At 64.5% G+C, this 17,483-nt stretch carries 17 protein-coding genes and 1 pseudogene; 9 read left to right on the top strand and 9 right to left on the bottom strand.

Annotated elements, in window-relative coordinates; genetic code table 11:
- Positions 1–196 precede the first annotated feature (196 nt).
- Complete coding sequence (locus X757_RS153055) at positions 197–1,303, top strand: efflux RND transporter periplasmic adaptor subunit (RefSeq protein ID WP_023687741.1); 1,107 nt, start codon at positions 197–199, stop codon at positions 1,301–1,303.
- Positions 1,300–4,503 (top strand): efflux RND transporter permease subunit, encoded by a 3,204-nt coding sequence (locus tag X757_RS153060; protein WP_023694470.1) that lies wholly within the window; start codon positions 1,300–1,302, stop codon positions 4,501–4,503. Before X757_RS153055 ends, X757_RS153060 begins: the two co-directional genes overlap by 4 nt.
- A 30-nt stretch (positions 4,504–4,533) precedes the next feature.
- On the opposite strand, the pseudogene X757_RS01000000164765 reads toward X757_RS153060, so the two are convergent.
- The 8 genes and pseudogenes from X757_RS01000000164765 to hemC form a co-directional block, all read right to left on the bottom strand.
- Positions 4,534–5,168 (bottom strand): annotated as a pseudogene (locus X757_RS01000000164765) (outer membrane lipoprotein carrier protein LolA).
- A 56-nt stretch (positions 5,169–5,224) separates the two neighbouring features.
- Complete coding sequence (locus X757_RS153065; RefSeq protein WP_023670477.1) at positions 5,225–5,488, bottom strand: YMGG-like glycine zipper-containing protein; 264 nt, start codon at positions 5,486–5,488, stop codon at positions 5,225–5,227.
- Between the two features lie 194 nt (positions 5,489–5,682).
- Positions 5,683–6,312 carry a hypothetical protein gene (locus X757_RS01000000164760; protein WP_198024399.1) on the bottom strand — a complete coding sequence of 210 codons (630 nt, stop codon included), beginning with the start codon at positions 6,310–6,312 and terminating at the stop codon, positions 5,683–5,685.
- 95 nt (positions 6,313–6,407) lie between these two features.
- Positions 6,408–6,887: a TerB family tellurite resistance protein gene (locus X757_RS153070; protein ID WP_023726071.1), complete on the bottom strand. Its 480-nt coding sequence runs from the start codon at positions 6,885–6,887 to the stop codon at positions 6,408–6,410.
- 76 nt (positions 6,888–6,963) lie between these two features.
- Complete coding sequence (locus X757_RS153075; RefSeq protein ID WP_023726070.1) at positions 6,964–8,565, bottom strand: heme biosynthesis protein HemY; 1,602 nt, start codon at positions 8,563–8,565, stop codon at positions 6,964–6,966.
- A 10-nt stretch (positions 8,566–8,575) separates the two neighbouring features.
- Positions 8,576–10,066, bottom strand: a complete 1,491-nt coding sequence (locus tag X757_RS153080) for a COG4223 family protein (protein ID WP_023726069.1) — start codon at positions 10,064–10,066, stop codon at positions 8,576–8,578.
- 112 nt (positions 10,067–10,178) lie between these two features.
- On the bottom strand, positions 10,179–10,892 hold the full coding sequence (locus X757_RS153085) for a uroporphyrinogen-III synthase (RefSeq protein ID WP_023726068.1): 714 nt from the start codon (positions 10,890–10,892) through the stop codon (positions 10,179–10,181).
- Position 10,893: 1 nt separating this feature from the next.
- Positions 10,894–11,817: a hydroxymethylbilane synthase gene (gene hemC, locus X757_RS153090; RefSeq protein ID WP_023726067.1), complete on the bottom strand. Its 924-nt coding sequence runs from the start codon at positions 11,815–11,817 to the stop codon at positions 10,894–10,896.
- A gap of 101 nt (positions 11,818–11,918) precedes the next feature.
- Here hemC and tsaD point away from each other — a divergent pair, with 101 nt between their 5' ends.
- The 6 genes from tsaD (at position 11,919) to X757_RS153120 (ending at position 16,030) form a co-directional block, all read left to right on the top strand.
- Positions 11,919–13,004, top strand: a complete 1,086-nt coding sequence (gene tsaD, locus X757_RS153095) for a tRNA (adenosine(37)-N6)-threonylcarbamoyltransferase complex transferase subunit TsaD (RefSeq protein WP_196813837.1) — start codon at positions 11,919–11,921, stop codon at positions 13,002–13,004.
- On the top strand, positions 13,001–14,017 hold the full coding sequence (locus tag X757_RS153100; RefSeq protein ID WP_023726066.1) for an NAD(P)H-dependent glycerol-3-phosphate dehydrogenase: 1,017 nt from the start codon (positions 13,001–13,003) through the stop codon (positions 14,015–14,017). Before tsaD ends, X757_RS153100 begins: the two co-directional genes overlap by 4 nt.
- 24 nt (positions 14,018–14,041) lie before the next feature.
- Positions 14,042–14,338, top strand: a complete 297-nt coding sequence (locus X757_RS153105) for a YciI-like protein (protein WP_023687732.1) — start codon at positions 14,042–14,044, stop codon at positions 14,336–14,338.
- An 88-nt stretch (positions 14,339–14,426) separates the two neighbouring features.
- Positions 14,427–14,852: an EVE domain-containing protein gene (locus tag X757_RS153110; RefSeq protein ID WP_023683904.1), complete on the top strand. Its 426-nt coding sequence runs from the start codon at positions 14,427–14,429 to the stop codon at positions 14,850–14,852.
- Positions 14,807–15,505, top strand: coding sequence for a methyltransferase (locus X757_RS153115; RefSeq protein ID WP_031251243.1), 699 nt, complete (start codon positions 14,807–14,809; stop codon positions 15,503–15,505). Before X757_RS153110 ends, X757_RS153115 begins: the two co-directional genes overlap by 46 nt.
- A 105-nt stretch (positions 15,506–15,610) precedes the next feature.
- Positions 15,611–16,030, top strand: a complete 420-nt coding sequence (locus X757_RS153120; protein ID WP_023694478.1) for a DUF1761 domain-containing protein — start codon at positions 15,611–15,613, stop codon at positions 16,028–16,030.
- A gap of 15 nt (positions 16,031–16,045) precedes the next feature.
- On the opposite strand, the gene gcvA is transcribed toward X757_RS153120, so the two are convergent.
- Positions 16,046–16,966, bottom strand: a complete 921-nt coding sequence (gcvA, locus tag X757_RS153125) for a transcriptional regulator GcvA (RefSeq protein ID WP_023683901.1) — start codon at positions 16,964–16,966, stop codon at positions 16,046–16,048.
- A gap of 134 nt (positions 16,967–17,100) precedes the next feature.
- On the opposite strand from gcvA, the gene X757_RS153130 reads away from it, so the two are divergent.
- Positions 17,101–17,340, top strand: a complete 240-nt coding sequence (locus X757_RS153130; protein ID WP_023670491.1) for a hypothetical protein — start codon at positions 17,101–17,103, stop codon at positions 17,338–17,340.
- Positions 17,341–17,483 lie beyond the last annotated feature (143 nt).

Raw genomic sequence — 17,483 nt, 5'->3', positions numbered from 1 at the left:
ACAATACTGCAGTGCTCTGGTCTCGACGAGAAACCTTAAATATAGAAGAGAACCACCCGACCTCCGGGTCCAGCTAGCGGGGACGCAAATGGACACTTCAGGGAATCGGCAATCGCATCGCGACGCAAGCGGGCGACCCAGCCGATCGGTCGGCTGGCTGGCCCGCTCCGCCGTCCCAGTGGCATTCCTGCTCGGCATGGCTTTCAGCAGCAACGCGTTTGCGCAGGACCAGCAACTGCCGGTGGTGACGGCGGCCAAGCCGGTGGTGCGTGAAATCGTCGAAGACGATGAGTTCGTCGGGCGCTTCGAAGCCGTCGACGAGGTCGCCATCCGTTCGCGCGTCAGCGGCTATCTGGACAAGATCAGCTTCCAGGACGGCGCACTGGTCAACAAGGGCGACCTGCTCTTCACCATCGACCAGCGTCCGTACCAGGCGGCCTACGATGCCGCCAAGTCGCAAGTAGACGTCGCCAAGTCCCTGCTCGAATTCTCCAAGATGCAGCTGGATCGCGCCGATGAACTCGCCAAGACCGGCAATATCTCGGCCGCGACGGTCGACGACCGTCGGCGGGAATACCTTTCGGCGCAGGCGCAGATGCAAGGCGCGACGGCTGCGCTGACGACGGCCAACCTGAACCTGGAGTTCACCGAGATCAAGGCGCCCTTGTCCGGCCGCATCGACCGCCGGCTGGTGTCGGTCGGCAACCTCGTGCAGCCGGATTCCACCTTGCTGACGACTATCGTCACACGCGATCCGATCGACTTCTATTTCGACGTCGATGAGCGCCTGTATTTCAGCTACGCCCGCGACGCGAAGGAGCGCGGCGGCAGCATGCAGGAAGGCGCCGGCGGGCTCGAGGTGGTGGTTCGCGTCGCCGACCGCGCGGAGGCGGTATTCAAGGGCAAGCTCGATTTTGCCGAGAACCGGATCGACAACGCGACCGGCACCATGCGGGTGCGTGCAAGGTTTGCCAACGCCGACGGCGTTCTCCAGCCAGGCATGTTCGGGCGCATCAACGTGCCGGGGTCGCTGCCGCATAGCGGCGTCCTGGTGCCCGACGAGGCGGTCGGCGCCGATCAGGATCGCCGCATCGTGTACCTGGTGGATGAGGCCGGGATGGTGTCGGCGAAGCCCGTGCGCACCGGCCCGCTTCTCGACGGCTACCGGGTGATCCGCGCGGGCCTGACCGGCGACGAGACGATCATCGTCAACGGGCTGATGCACGCCAGGCCCGGCACCAAGGTGAAAGTCGAGATGGTGACGTTGCCGCCCAAGGTCGAGACCGCCGGGTTGCAGCAATGAGGTTCGCCCATTTCTTCGTCGACCGTCCGATCTTCGCATCGGTGGTTTCGATCGTCCTCCTGATCCTCGGCGGGATTGCTTATACCCAGCTGCCGATCGCGCAATATCCCGAGATCGCGCCGCCGACCATCGTCGTTCGCGCCCAGTACCCGGGCGCCGACGCCGAGACGGTCGCAGCGACGGTGGCAACGCCGATCGAGCAGGAGATCAACGGCGTCGAGGGCATGCTTTACATGTCGTCCTATTCGTCCGGCGACGGGGCGATGGCGCTGACCATCACCTTCAAGCTAGGCACCGATCTCGACCAGGCGCAGGTGCTGGTACAGAACCGCGTGTCGGTCGCCGAGCCGCGCCTGCCCGAAGAAGTCCGCCGCCTCGGCATCACCACCATCAAGAGCTCGCCCGACCTGATGATGGTCGTGCACATGCTGTCGCCCGACAATACCTACGACCAGCTCTACGTCTCGAACTACGCCCGCTCGCGGGTGCGCGACATACTGCTCAGGTTGGACGGCGTCGGCGACCTCATCATCTTTGGCGAACGCGAATATTCGCTGCGCATCTGGCTCGATCCGGAAAAACTGTCCGCCCTGGGGATGACCTCGGGCGATGTGGTGCAGGCGCTGCGCGACCAGAACGTCCAGGTGTCGGGCGGCTCCATCGGCGCGCCGCCGACCAATACCGGCACGGCGTTCCAGTACACGGTCACCACGCAAGGCCGCTTCAACGACGCACGGGACTTCCGATACGTGATCGTCAAATCGGCCGAAGACGGCCGCCTGATCCAGCTGCAGGACGTGGCGCGCATCGAGCTCGGCGCCAAGGATTACGTCACCAACTCCTATCTCAACGGCAAACCGGCGGTGGCGCTCGCCATCTTCCAGCGGCCAGGCACCAATGCGCTCGCCGCAGCCGCGGAGATCCAGGACAAGATGAAGGAGCTTTCCCAGGACTTCCCGAAGGGATTGAGCTACGACATCGTCTACAATCCGACCGAGTTCGTCGCCGAGTCGATCCAGGAGGTCTACAAGACGATCCTCGAGGCGATGGTTCTGGTCATCATCGTCATCATCGTCTTCCTGCAATCGTGGCGCATGGCGATCGTGCCGATCGTGGCGATCCCCGTGTCGCTGATCGGCACGCTGGCGGTGCTTTACGCCGCCGGCTTCTCCCTCAACATGCTGACGCTGTTCGGCCTCGTGCTGGCCATCGGCATCGTCGTCGACGATGCGATCGTCGTGGTCGAGAACGTCGAGCGAAATATCGCCAGCGGGCTGGCGCCCAATCCGGCGTCGCATCTGACCATGGACGAAGTCGGAACGGCGGTCATCGCGATCTCGCTGGTGCTGATAGCGGTGTTCGTGCCGACAGCCTTCATTCCCGGCATTTCCGGGCAGTTCTACCTGCAGTTTGCGATCACCATCGCGGTGTCGACGGCGATCTCGGCATTCAATTCGCTGACGCTCTCGCCGGCCTTGGCCGCGCTGCTGTTCAAGCCGCACCACACTGCTGCGGCGCCGCCGCGCTTTTTCCTGGCGCGGTTCGGACGGGCGCTCGCCGACGGCTTCAATCGCGGCTTCGACAAGGTCGCCCATTGGTATTCGAGCATCGTGCGCGTGTTGGTCGGCTCGCGGATAGCGATCGCCGCCACGCTGGCCGTTTTCGCGGCCCTCATCTACGCCACGGTCTATATGGTTCAGACGGTGCCGCGCGGTTTCATTCCGTCGCTCGACCAGGGCTATGCGATCGTCGTCGTCCAGTTGCCGGACGGCGCCTCGCTATCGCGGACCGATGCCGTCATCCAGCAGGCGTCGCAGATCATCCAGAAAACGCCGGGCGTCGACTACGCGGTCGCCTTCGCCGGCTTCTCCGGTGCCACCTTTACCAATGCCAGCAACGCGGGCGTGATCTTCGCCAGGTTCAAGCCGTTTGACGAGCGACTGGAAGCCGGCCAGTCCGCGACCCAGGTCATCGGCAATTTGTTCGGCAGCCTGCAAAGCATCAAGGAAGCCTTCATTATCGCACTGCCGCCGCCGCCGATCCGCGGCGTCGGCAATGCCGGCGGCTTCAAGCTGCAGATCCAGGAGCGCAACAGCGCCGACATGCGGCAGATCCTGGCGCTTGCCTATGAAATTGCCGGCAAGGCCAACAAGACGGCGGGGCTGACCGGCGTGTTCACCACCTTCTCCGCGTCCAGCCCGCAATTCTTCCTGGCGATCGATCGCGACAAGGCGCGCATCCTGAACGTGCCGATCCCCAACATCTTCGAGACGCTGTCGATCAATCTGGGCACCGCCTACGTCAACGACTTCAACGCTTTCGGGCGCGTCTACCAGGTGCGCGCGCAGGCCGACCAGGCGTTCCGCCTCGATCGCGCCGACATCTTGAAACTGAAGGTGCGCTCGGCGACCGGCGCGCTGGTTCCGCTGGGCACGTTGATCGAGATCCGCGACGTCACCGGCCCGGCGCTGGTCCAGCGCTACAACATGTACGTCTCCGTGCCGCTGCAGGGCAACGCCGCGCCCGGTGTTTCCACCGGCGATGCGCTTGCCAAGATGGAAGCGATCACGGCACAGACGTTGCCGGCCGGTACCTCCTACGAATGGACCGAACTCGCCTATCAGGAGCGCAACACCGGCAATGCCGCTGTCTATATCTTCGGACTGTCGGTGCTGTTCGTGTTCCTGGCGCTGGCGGCGCAATATGAAAGCTGGGTGCTGCCGTTCGCCATCGTGCTGGTGGTGCCGCTCGGCGTGCTCGCGGCGTTGCTCGGCGTGTCGTTCCGAGGGCTGGACAACAACATCCTCGTGCAAATCGGCCTCATCGTGCTGATCGGACTTGCCGCCAAGAACGCGATCCTCATCGTCGAATTCGCGCGGCAGGCGCAGGAACGCGGCCTGTCGGCCGCCGAGGCTGCCGTCGAAGCCTGCCGGCTCAGGCTGCGGCCGATCCTGATGACCGCCTTCTCGTTCATCCTCGGCGTCGTGCCGCTGATGATCGCGACAGGCCCGGGCGCGGAAATGCGCCAGTCGCTCGGCACCGCGGTGTTCTCCGGCATGCTCGGCGTCACCTTCGTCGGCCTGTTCCTGACGCCGGTGTTCTACGTCACGCTAAGGTCGCTGTTCTCACGGCGCAAGCCGCATGCCGAGGCCGAGCCTTCGGCACCGGCAGAGGTGCCGTCGGAGACGGCCGCCGAGTAGTGTTACACGGGCAGTTCGTGGCGCTGCCGACTATTTCGTTTTGGTGTTGAATTCACGGTTTGCGGCATAGTCGATAGTGAAGGTGCCCGCAGGAGCGCGAACGCCCCGCTTCACGTTGGATATGGTGACTGTCGAGGTAAGGCCCCTCTCGTCAGTCAGGGTCCATCTGCGTAGATCGAGCGATCCCTGTCAAACACCATAGTGATATTCGAATTGCCGAAGGCCGACTTGTCGGCCAGCCTGATGATCACCTGGGCGCCATCGTCCTTGATACTTTTGAGGCGATTGCCGGAAAAGTTGACCTGATTGTCGAGGAGCAGCTTGAGCGGCGTCTTCGAGAGAGCATAAAGCCGCGATGTCTTGAGCTTCTTGTTATAGACCACCAAGGATTTTCCATCTGCAATTACGCTGACCCCTGATTGGCCTGCATAGTTGAACCGGATCTTGCCCGGCCGCTGGAGGAAAAATCTCCCTTTGGTCCTTTCCGCTCTTGGGCCCGACTGGACAAAGTCCCCGGACATGGACTTTACCGATGAGAAGTGATCGGCAATCGTCTTCGCTTCTACAGGTGCGGCCAAGGCCGCGGTCGAAAGTTCGGCGTTTATCGCGACAGCGCTGACAACGGCGAACCAGAAAGCCCGCAGTCTTTTGCTGTTATATGCCATTCAGTTATCCTACCCCGAAAAGACGCGTGATCGAAAGAGATCACGCGTCTTTGAGATCAGTAGCCGTCCGGGCACTGAGCAACGTAAACTCGACCGTTCCGACCGCGATATCTGCACTGGCCGGCTTCGCTGGCGTGCCCGATGACCGCCCCGGCCAGCGCTCCGACCGCCCCGCCAACAACCGCCCCTTTTACCGGGTCGCCGGCCACTGCTGCGCCTACAGCTGCGCCACCCAAACCACCGACGGCAGCGCCTTGTTCGGTGCGGGAGCATGCCGCGAGCGGAATGAGTAGGCTCAAAATGAGCAGCGTCTTCTTCATTGGTTCTCTCCTGGGACCGTTATTAGCCGAAGCTTAAATGCGCCACGGAGTTTTTCGATCCATCGGAGTGTTTGGGGCGCAATCCAAATCTGCGGGAACGGGCTAAGGTCCCGGATTCATCGTACACGCCTCCCAGAGGTAAGTCGTCTTTGGGCAAACTCGGCCGTTCAGAGTAGTTGGATTTGCTCTATCCCTCAGTAGGCTTGCCGAAGATCAGGCTCAAAAACTCGCTCAGCCAGCGCTTGAGGTGCATATCCCAGATCAGCCGGCCGCCGAGATGGTCGCGGCCAAGCTGCGCGCCGGGCAATTCGAAGCGGTGTGCGCCGCGCACCACCCAGCGCTGCATCATCAACCGGGTCAGTTCGCCATGGAACTGGATGCCCCAGGCATTGTCGCCATAGCGAAAAGCCTGGTTGGGGTAGGTTTCCGCCGTCGCCAGCAGCGTCGCATCCCTGGGCAGCGAAAAGCCTTCGCGGTGAAACTGGTAAACCATGTCGGGCCAAGGCAGCAGCTTTTTGCCGGCTTCGGTCGGCTTCAGCGGATACCAGCCGATCTCGNACCAGCCCCTCGCCATGCCCCTCGACCTTGCCGCCGAGATGATTGGCCAGCATCTGCGCGCCAAGGCAGATGCCGAGGAAGGGCCGGTTCTCCTTTAGCGGAACATTGAGCCAGTTGGTCTCGCGGCGGACGAACTCATCTTCGTCATTGGCGCTCATCGGCCCGCCGAACACCACGGCGCCGGCGTGTCCCTCGAGCGTCTCCGGCAGGCTGTCGCCGAGAGGCGGCCGGCGGATGTCGAGGTCGAAACCTTCCTCGAGCAGCATGTGGCCAACCCGGCCGGGGCTCGAAGTCTCCTGATGCAGCACGATCAGGATTTTTGGTTTCGAGCTCGGTCTGGGCGGCATGGAAAGGCGGAATCCTATTCGTCGCTCGACGTCCCGCTGGCGCCGGGCGCGGCGGCCGCCGCCCTGCGGCGCGCCTCGACCCGGTCGTGGCGCTCGACGCCGATCAGTTCGGCGACGCGCCAGACGGTGTTGTCCTCCAACTCGTGCAGTTCGCCGTCGGCATAGACGATTTCCCACATCAGGCCGATGAAAGCCTTGCGCGCCTCGGCGTCGAGATGGCGCTTCAAGACGCTGGTGAAGGCATAGAGGTCGATCGCCTCATTGTCGGCGCGCTCGCCGGCGGCAGCCAGTGCATCGAGCTCGTCGCCGCTGATCGAATAGCTCTGCGCCAGCACCTGCTTGAACCGCTCCCACTCGACATCCTGGCGCACGCCGTCGGCATTCATCACATGATAGAGCAAAGCCGACGCCGCAACGCGCGGATCGTCCGCATTGGCGCGAGCCCCAGCCCCGGAGGGCAGGTCTTTCAGAAAGGCCAGGACGCGTTCGAACATGGTGCTCACTTCACATTATTGGAGCATGATCTTTTCCAAAAACCGGTATCCACTTTTTGGGATCATGCTTCAGGAATCAAAACAGGCGGAAGCGGCGCGGTGACTTCTCCGCTTCGTCGTCGGGGTCGACGCCGGGGTCGTCGGGCAGCCGCGCCAGTTCCTCGGCAGGTTCGACGGGTTCGGCGTCGTTTGGTATTGCGGCGAAAGCGGCGGCGGTGACCGGCGTGACCTGGTCATCGCCCACAGCGGGCTTCGGCTCGATCGGCGCCTCGCTGCTCGTCCTGGCGATGGCGGGATGATCGATCACTTCGGCTTCCTTTGCCGGTTTGGCAGGTGCCGCAAGCACCGGCACATCGGCTTCGTCTTCATGGCTGTCGATGAGCTGGCCCAGCCGCTCCATCGGTGCGCGCCAGGCGAAAGCGTCGAGCTTGCCGCTGACCGGCGATACCGGCGCCCAGCGTTCGGAGACGACGCCGTCGGCGACCCAGGCCGGATCGCGCGGCGCCCTGACCGCCTTGGACAGCAATTGCCTGATCTTGCCCTGGTCGCCGGTCTCTGCCTCCTCGATATCGGCCAGCAGCAGGTAAGCGCCCTCCCGGCGATCCATGCGGATCGCCGCTTCCGCCTCGCGGCGGGCGGTGGAAAAATCCTGCGCATCGAGCGCGGCGCGCGCCACCGTCATCGACGATTCGGCATTGTTGCGCTTCAGCTCCTGCAGCTTCTTCGCCCGGTTGAGACGATCGACCACGGCATCTCCCGGCCTTGCATGGGTGTAGAGCTCGGCGATCTCGGGATGCGGCTCAGCCTTCCAGGCTGCCTCAAGGATCTTCGAGCCTTTGCGCACATCGTTCTGTTTGAACAGAAGATTGGCGGCTGCAACCGCGGCCGGCGCGAAATCGGGCGCGAGCTTGTTTGCCTCGAGAGCGGCTGCCTTGGCTGCATTGGGGTCGCTGTCGGTCAGCGCCTGCGCCTTGGCGGTCAACAGCACGGCGCGGCGGCGATTGGCGGCGTCGCGTTCGATCTGCCTGGTCGACTTCTGCGCCTCCACCAGCTTCAGCGCGCCGTCCCAGTCGCCGCGTCCGGTCAGATCCTCCAGCGTCGATTCGGCGGCCCAAGCCAGTTGCGGCGCGACGGAAGCGGCGCGGCCGGCATAGTGACGCGCCGCGTTGCGGTCGCCGAGCCGTTCGGCTTCGAGATAGAGCCCGCGCAGGCCAAGCAGCCGCATTTCGGGGTCGTCGAGCATGGCCTCGAATTTTTCGCGCGCGCCCTCATGGTCGCCTTCGAGCAGCGAGGCTTGCGCTTCGAGCAGCTGGATCAGCGGCTCCTGGTCGGAGCGGATCAGTTTGGCGGCTTCCTTGGACTTCTTGCGGGCCAGCGCGCCATCGCCGGCGCCGGCTGCGATCATGCCGGTCGACAGCGCCTGGTAGCCGCGGTCGCGGCGGCGGACGCGGAAATAGCGCGAGATCGTGTACGGGCTGTTCCACAGCGACTTGATCAGCCACCAGACGATCATCACCGCGGCGACGACGGCAACGATCGCCACCGCCGCCACCATCAGGCTGACCTGGTATTGGTAACCGTTGAAGGTGACGACCATCTCGCCGGGACGATCGGCCAGCCAGGCAAAGCCGAGGCCGAGCGCGAAGACGGCGGCGAGAAAGATGAGAATGCGGATCATCGTGTCGTCCTCATGCCTTCATCGCACCTGCAATCAGCGCGTCGACCTGCGTCTCGACGTCGATGCGCGCCTTCAGTTTGCCGGCAAAGTCGGCGCCGGCAGCCTTGACCGCATCCGGCAGCGTTGCGTATTCGCTGAGCGCCTTGGCGTAGTCGCCCTGGTTGACCGCCACTTCGATGCGCGCCACGGTTTCCGGCGCGCCGGCGCCTTCGACGGCGCCGATCGGCCGGACCTTGACCAGCGATTCGGCGCTCGACAAAAGGTTCTGGAAGAAGCCGGCATTTTCATCGACCGGCGTCGCCGCCGCGACCATCGCATTGGCCGCAGCGTCGGCCTCGCCGGCGATCTCGGTGCGGGTCGGGACGCCCTTTTCAGCGTAGGGGCGCAGCGCCGCAATCTGCGGTGCATCGGGCGAGATCGCTGCGAAGGTCTCCAACTCGGCGGCGAACGGCGCGCCGCGGTCAAGCGCCGCCTTCAAGGCCGAAGCGGCGATGGCCATCGCGATCTTTGGCTGCGAGGCCTGCGCATCGACCTTGCCGGCGAGCTGCGTCACCGACTGCTCCAGCGCGGCGATCTTGCCTTCCTGCGTCTTGGCTGCCTCACCGGCCGATTTCACCAGTGCGTCGAGGCCCGCCAGTCTTTCATTGAGCGGCGCGAGATCGACGGGCGCTGCACCACCGGCCTGGCCAAGGGCGGCGACCGCGGTCTCGATCTGCTTGACCTTGTAGCCAAGCGAGGCAAGCCCGGCATTGTCGCCGGCGCCGCCCCTTTCGACCGCCGATTTCAGCGATGCGACATCGGCCTTGACCTGATCCAGCGCCGAAGACAGCCCGTCGACCTTGGCCGTTGCGGCGCCATTGCCGCTGGCTTCCCTGAGGTCGGCGATTTCGCGCTTCAGCGAAGCGATCTCGCCATTGACGCCGTCGAGCGAGACCGTGCCCGCCCCTGAGCCCGGAGCGCCAAGCACGCCGGCAAACTGCAGCCCCCCGGCGGCAGCCAGCGCGATGACACCGCCGATGATGCCGGCGGCAATGCCGTTCGTGCGCTTCGGTTGCGCGGCCATGGGCTGGTTCCCGGCTGTCCTTGGGGTTTCCTTGGGTGCACCCGGCTTGGGCGAGGCATCCTCGAAACTGTAGTCGGAGGTTCTGGCGCGCGGTGGCGCATCCGAAGCGGTGGGGTAAGGCTGCTCCGCCTGGGTGGACGCCTTCGCATCGGCGCTTTCGGGAGCGGCCTGCGCCGCGGCATCGGAGTGCTCCCACGGCTCGAGATCGGCCTGATCGGCATGAACGGGCTCGTCAGGCGTCTCCGGCTGCGCATTGGCCATGGCAGCGGCATCCTCGGCCGCAACCGACCCTGCCGGGGCCTCGACGTCGTCCGAGTTGGCGACATCCGTCTTGGCGGCATCCGCATCGGCAATGCGCGAGACAGCGCCGGGTTCGAGTTCGATGGTCACCGGCTCGCGGTGGCTTTTCGAATGTCGCATCTTCGGCGTCTTGACCATGCCTGGGCTCCGCAATCCTGCTTCATCTGGGCGCCCGACGGCGCGTGATGGTTTGAAAAATGGTCTAGCACATCATCATCAGGTGAAAAGGGGCGGCGTGATGACACGGCGCTCAGTCGCCGCGGTGCAACAGCTCAAGCAGCGCCTCCTCCTGCGGTTCCCGCGCAATGCGTATTTTTTTGCCGGCGGCATTGTCAAACGCCGCTGCCACGCGCTCGGAGAGCGCAAAAACCTGCATGTTTTCAAAGAGATCGCGCAGCCCCGCCCGGTCGGTCAAGGCCTGCAACGCTGCCGCCGCCTTGGCTGAATAGAGCAGCATCGCGTCGACCGCCTGATGGGACAGGCGTGCACGGATTTCAGCATCGGAATAATCGAGCGAAATCGTGTCGTAGGTTTCGACGGTGCGGACCTCGACGCCGGCCTTTCGCAGCCGCGCCTCGAAGGCCGGAAACCGCACGCGCCCTGTGAGATAGACGACCGCCTTGCCGGAAAGGCCGGCAGCAATCGCCTCGGCCAGCCGCTCGGCGTCGCCCGCCCCTTCGCTGACCGACAAGAACCCTGCCGAACGTGCCGCTTCAGCCGTCCTGCGTCCGACGGCATGGCAAGGCAAGGCGGCGAGCGCACGAATGAGTTCTTTCGGCGCATGCCGCACCGCATTGGCGCTGGTCACAGCGACGGCCACGGCATTGTCGCTCGCAGCATCGGCGCCAACCGGCAGTGTCACCGTTTCGGTCAGCGGCAGAAGGAGCGGCTCAAATCCCAATTCCTGCAGCCGCCGCATGGTTCGCGACGCCCCGGGTTGCGGCCGCGTCACCAGGACACGCATATCAGACCCAGCCGTCGAAGAAGGTTTCGCCCGCTTTGACCCGCACCATCCTGGCCGCGTCCGTGCCGATGTCAGCGGCATCCAGCGCCAAGCCTTCGGCCTTGACCTCATGCGATTGCGTGCCATCGGGCGAAATGATCAGCCCGGCGAAAACCAGCCTGCCGCCCGATATCGTCGCATAGCCGGCGATCGGCGTGCGGCAGGAGCCGTCGAGCGCCGCCAGGAAGGCGCGCTCACAGGCCAGCGCCTGGCCTGTCGGCACATCATGGATGGCCACCAGCATCTGTTCGACCTCGCTGTCGCCGATGCGGGTTTCGATGCCGATTGCGCCTTGTCCCGGCGCCGGCGGAAAAGCATCGAGCGGCATCAGGTCGGCGACGACATGGCCGAGCCCGAGCCGCTTCAGCCCGGCATAGGCGAGGATCGTGCCTTCGGCGACGCCTTCCTCCAGCTTGCGCAGCCTGGTCTGCACATTGCCGCGGAACATGACCACGCCTAGGTCCGGCCGCATGCGCCGGATCAGCGCCTGGCGCCTGAGCGAAGACGACCCGACCTTGGCGCCTTGCGGCAAATCAACAATGCGCTTCACCGCCTTTCCGATGAAGGCGTCCCGCGCATCCTCGCGCGGCAGGAAGGCGGACAGCTCCAGCCCGTCCGGCAGCACTGTCGGCATATCCTTGGAGGAATGCACGGCGATATCGATCGTGCCGGCCAGCAGCGCCTCTTCGATTTCCTTGGTGAACAGGCCCTTGCCGCCGGCTTCCGACAGCGGCCGGTCCTGGATGCGGTCGCCGCTGGTCGAAATGACGACGACCTCGAAGGCTTCCGCCGGCATGCCGTGCGCTTCCATCAGCCGCGCCTGCGTTTCATGCGCCTGGGCGAGCGCCAGCGGGCTGCCGCGTGTTCCGATTTTCAAAGTTTGCATGGCGCGCGGTCCGTGATAACCCCCGGCTGGCTTTGCGTTTCCGGCACTCCCTCTAACTAGGAAAGTCCGGCGACACAATCTCTGGAGACAGCGACGAATTGATCCGCGTTCTGGGCATTGAGACGAGTTGCGACGAGACCGCCGCCAGCGTGGTGACGCTGGAAGGCGATTCCGTGCCGGTGATTGCGTCCAACATCGTGCTCAGCCAGATCGAGGAGCACGCCGCCTTCGGCGGCGTCGTGCCGGAGATCGCCGCGCGCGCCCATGTCGAGGCGCTGGACGGCATTGTCGAGGCCGCTCTTGCGGATTCGGGCGTAGCCCTGGCCGACATCGACGCCATTGCCGCCACTGGCGGCCCCGGCCTGGTCGGCGGGCTGATCGTCGGCCTGATGACGGCCAAGGCGATTGCAGCGGCCGCCGGCAAGCCGCTGATCGCCATCAACCATCTCGAAGGCCACGCACTGACCGCAAGGCTGACCGACGGGCTCGACTTTCCCTATTTGCTGCTGCTGGTTTCCGGCGGCCACACCCAGATCGTCGCCGTGCGCGGCGTTGGCGACTACCAGCGCTGGGCGACGACCATCGACGACGCGCTCGGCGAAGCTTTCGACAAGACGGCCAAAATGCTCGGCCTGCCCTATCCCGGCGGCCCGAACGTCGAAAAGGCGGCAATGTCGGGCGATGCGACGCGCTTTGCCTTTCCGCGGCCGATGAGGGGCTCGGCGCAGCCCGATTTCTCCTTCTCCGGCCTCAAGACCGCCGTGCGCCAGGCGGCGACCGCCATCCAGCCGCTAAGCGAGCAGGATGTCGCCGACATCTGCGCCTCGTTCCAGGCGGCGGTAGCCGACGCACTTGGCGACCGCGTGGCCCGCGCGCTGGCCCGCTTCCGTGACGAATTTCCGGACAAGGCCGAGCCGGCGCTGGTCGTTGCCGGTGGCGTCGCCGCCAACAGAGCGATCAAGGCGACGCTGCAGAAGCAGTGCGCCGAGGCCGGCTTCGCCTTTGTCGCGCCGCCGCTGAAGCTTTGCACCGACAACGCGGCGATGATCGCCTGGGCCGGCATCGAGCGGTTGCGGGCAGGCCTGTCGCAAGAGAACGGCTTCGATTTCGTGCCGCGTTCGCGCTGGCCGCTGGACAGCATTTCGGCCCCGATGGTCGGCTCCGGCCGGCGCGGAGCAAAAGCATGAGCGCCGGCAACACAAGCGGCAGGGACAGAACCGGCTGGCGCGTCGCCGTGCTCGGCGGCGGCGCCTGGGGCACGGCGCTAGCGCTGGCGATGCTGCGCGCCGGTCACGATGTCCGGCTCTACGCCCGCGACGAAGAGACGGTTTCCGCGATCCGCCGCGGCGAGAACCCGCGTTATCTCCCCGGCATCGCCATTGAAACAGGCATTGCGGCGACGAGCGATATCGGCACGGCCCTGACCGATGCCGATTGCGCGCTGGCCGTGGCGCCGGCGCAGGCGCTGCGCGCCATGCTGACGACGGCAAAGCCCCATATGCCGAAAGGCATCCCGCTGGTTCTCTGCGCCAAAGGCATTGAGCGCGACACCGGCGCGCTGCTGTCGGCGATCGTTGATGAGATTCTGCCCGAAACTCCGGTTTCGGCCCTGTCCGGTCCCAGCTTTGCCGCCGACGTCGCCAGGGGTCTGCCGACCGCTGTCGTGGTTGCTGCACGCGACGACGCCTTGGCGGCCGAGCTTGCCTCGCGCTTTTCGGCGCAGAATCTGCGCTGCTATTCCAGCGACGATTTGATCGGCGTCGAGATCGGCGGTGCTTTGAAGAATGTGTTCGCCATTGCCGCTGGCGCCGTCACCGGCGCTAGGCTCGGCGCCAGCGCGCAGGCCGCCATGGTGACACGCGGCTTCGTCGAACTGCGCCGCATCGGCGCGTCCTTCGGCGCCAAGCCGGAGACGCTGATGGGGCTTTCCGGCCTCGGCGACCTTTTGCTCACCTGCTCTTCGGCCCAGTCGCGCAATTTCGCCTATGGGCTGGCGCTGGGGCAAGGTAAGCCCTTGTCCGGACTGCCGCTCGCCGAAGGCGTGCCGACGGCGGCGATCGCCGCCCGCATCGCCACCGAGCGCCACATCGACGCGCCGATCATCGCTGCGGTGTCGGCGATACTGGACGGCACGATCACCATTCGGCAGGCTGTGTCCGCGCTGATGACGCGACCCCTGAAAACCGAAACCGACCTCTGATCCCCAAACAAACCGGAGTTTCACATGCTGTTTGCGTTGATTTGCAAGGACAAGCCGGGCAGCCTGCAGGTGCGGGTCGATACGCGGCCGGTCCACGTCGCCTTTCTCGAACGCCTGAACGCCGACAACAAACTGGCCTTTGCCGGCCCGTTCCTCGACGCCGAGGGCAAGCCCAATGGCAGCCTCGTCGTCGTGGAAGCGCCCGACCTCGCGGGTGCGCAGGCGCTGTCGGCTGCCGACCCCTATGCCAAGGCCGGGCTGTTCGAAAGTGTCGAAATCCGCCAGTGGAACTGGACCTTCAACAAGCCGGCGGCTAGTTAGTTCCGACGGCGCCTAGAGCGATCCCAGGAAAAGTGTGGAACGGTTTTCCGTCCGGAATTGCGCAAAAAATAGTAGTTGGAGCAAAGACATGAACTACTGGCTGTTCAAATCCGAACCTTCGGTCTTCTCCTTCGAGGCGCTGAAGGCCAAGGGCAAGGCCGGCACGCAGTGGGACGGCGTGCGCAACTATGCAGCGCGCAACAACATGAAGGCGATGCAGATCGGCGATCTCGGCTTCTTCTATCACTCCAATGAAGGGCTGAACGTCGTCGGCATTGCCGAAGTCTGCGGGCTTGCCCACCCCGACAGCACCACCGACGATCCGCGCTGGGAATGCGTCGACATCCGCGCCTTCAAGGACGTGCCGAACCCGCCGACGCTGGAGCAGGTCAAGGCCAATCCGAAGCTTGCCGAGATGGCGCTGGTGCGGCTTGGACGGCTTTCCGTACAGCCGGTGACGCCGGCCGAATGGAAGGAAGTCTGCCGCATGGGCGGCCTGACGCCGGCTCCGTGACGGTCCTCACGCCGAACAGCGCGAAAAAGTTCATTCTCGACAACACGGCGCTTATGTCGCCGCCGCATGTGCCGGAGATTGTCCTCAATCTTGCCGACGAAGCGCATGACCTCTGGCAGCGCACGGAGAACGAGCTGATTGAAATCGGCCTGCCGCCGCCGTTCTGGGCCTTTGCCTGGGCCGGCGGTCAGGGCCTTGCCCGTTACGTGCTGGACAATCCGTCGGATGTGCGGGGCAAACGCGTGCTCGACTTCGCCTCCGGCTCCGGCCTTGTCGCCATCGCCGCCGCCAAGGCGGGTGCGGCGCAGGTGATCGCCGCCGACATCGACCCGTTCTGCGAAACGGCGGTCCGCCTCAACGCAGAGGCCAATGGCGTTGCCATCGACTTTTGCGGCACGGACTGCATCGGCACCGACGCCGGCTGGGACGTGGTGCTGGCCGGCGACGTCTTCTACGACAAATCCTTCGCCGACACGCTGATGCCGTGGTTTTCGACACTGAAGGCGCGCGGCGCTGACATCCTCGTCGGCGATCCGGGCCGCTCCTACATGCCGAAGGCGGGACTGGAGCCGCTCGCAGTCTACGAAGTGGCGGTGACGCGGGCGCTGGAGGACGCCCTGGTCAAGCGCACCACGGTGTGGCGCTTCGCTTGACGGCATTGCCGAACAGGCGTTCCATCGCGCATTGATTTGAAGAATACGCATGTCGTTATCCCAGAACCGTCAGGCTTTGGGCTGCATGCTTGAGGGGAGGACTTCATGGATTTTTCAGTGGTGAACTGGCTGGCGGTGGTTGTCGCGGCCGTCGCGGCGTGGCTGTTTGGCGCGGTCTGGTACACGGTCCTCAGCAAGCCTTGGATGAGGGCGGCCAGGATCGATCCGTCAACGTCAAAGAAATCAATATTGCCCTTCATCATCTCCTTCATCGCCGAGCTGATCATGGCGCTGGTCTTGGCCTTGGTCGTCGGCGCGATGACGGGCGGCGAGCCGGTCCTTGTCGCAGGGCTGGTCTTCGGCTTCGTCCTCTGGCTGGGTTTCGTCGCCACGACGCTGACGGCCAACCATCGCTATGAGAATTTCGGCTGGGACCTGACCCTGATCGACGGCGGCCACTGGCTCGGCGTGCTGTTGATCATCGGCGCGGTGATCGGCTGGTTCGGGACGCCGGTCGCCGGCTGAGGCCTGCAGAAGTCGTCAGGTCTGCGTCCTGGCGACTTCGTCGAGGATCCATTCACGGAAAGCGATGATGCGCGGATCGTTGGCAGTGCTCTCGGGATAGACCAGGAAGTAGCCGAACTCCGGCCCCACGCGCAGACCGAGTTCAAAGGGCTGCACCAGCCTTCCCTGGGAAAGGTCGTTTGCCACCATGGCGAACTCGGCGAGCGCCACGGCATTGCCGTCGAGCGCCGCCTGCACGGCATCGGTAGAGGTTCCAAACACGATAGTCCGGCTGTCGTCGAAATCGTTGATGCCGGCCGCCGCCATCCACATGCGCCAGTTCGGCCATGTCACGCCTTGGCGCGACCATTCGATATGGGCCAGCGTGTGGTTGAAGAGGTCGCGCGGTTCGCGCAGCGGCGGGCCGGAGGTCAGCAGGCTCGGGCTGCACACCGGAATGAGGATGTTGTCGAACAGGCGATGGGCGCGAAGCCCCGGATACTTGCCAACCCCGAACCGGATGCCGACATCGACGTCGTCGAGTTCGAAATCGCGCACTTCGTAGCCGATGTCGAACCTCAGCTCGATACTGGGCTGAAGTTTGCGAAAATCGTCGACGCGCCGCATCAGCCATTTTGACGCGAACTGCGCGTCGAGCGTCACCTTCAGCAATGCCGTGCCGCGCGTCAGCTTGCGCGCCCGCGACACCGCCCGGTTGAGCAGGTCGAGCGCATCGATCGAGGCCTCGAACAGCACCGTACCTGCCTCGGTCAACCGGATGGTACGACTGGTTCGCGTGAACAGCACCAGCCCGAGCTGATCCTCGATTTCCTTGATCTGGTGGCTGACCGCCGCCGGCGTCAGCCCGAGCTCGTCGGCAGCGCGGGTGAAATTGAGGTGGCGGGCGGCGGCTTCCAGAGTCCTCAGCGCGCGCGTTCCGGGCAACAGACGGGACATCACCGTATCCTCAAATAAAACTTGACGGTCCGAAAAGAACTACTCGTTTCTCTTATGGATTTCAATGCGGCATGATGCATCCATCGAAACACCATCAAGCCGGATTTGATATCCGGCGGAACACGGAGCGCATCATGTCCATCTTCGTTTTGAACTCGCCAGCAGCTCGCTCGAACTGGTTGCATGCCGTAACGGACTGGCTTCGCCAGGCGAAAGTCGCCATCAACCTGCCGCGCCAGGACGTGGAGGACCTTTCGGATCGCCAACTGCGCGATGTCGGCGCGCAGCGCAAGGACGTGACGCGGGCCGTGGACCGGGAACTCGGCCGGCTTGGATTGCTGGACACTGGGTGGCAGAAGCCGAGAAGGCGTTAGGCAATGGTGAGTAGTGAGTAGTGAGTAGTGAGTAGTGAAGGATTGAAACGACGCCGAGGCCATCCTACTCCCTACTCCCTACTCCCTACTCCCTACTCCCTACTCCCTACTCCCTACTCCCTACTCCCTACTCCCTACTCCCT

Source organism: Mesorhizobium sp. LSHC412B00, from assembly GCF_000503035.1.
Taxonomy (GTDB): domain Bacteria; phylum Pseudomonadota; class Alphaproteobacteria; order Rhizobiales; family Rhizobiaceae; genus Mesorhizobium.
The sequence above is the reverse complement of the archived record's forward strand: the minus strand, read 5'-3'. Positions and strand labels throughout refer to the sequence as shown.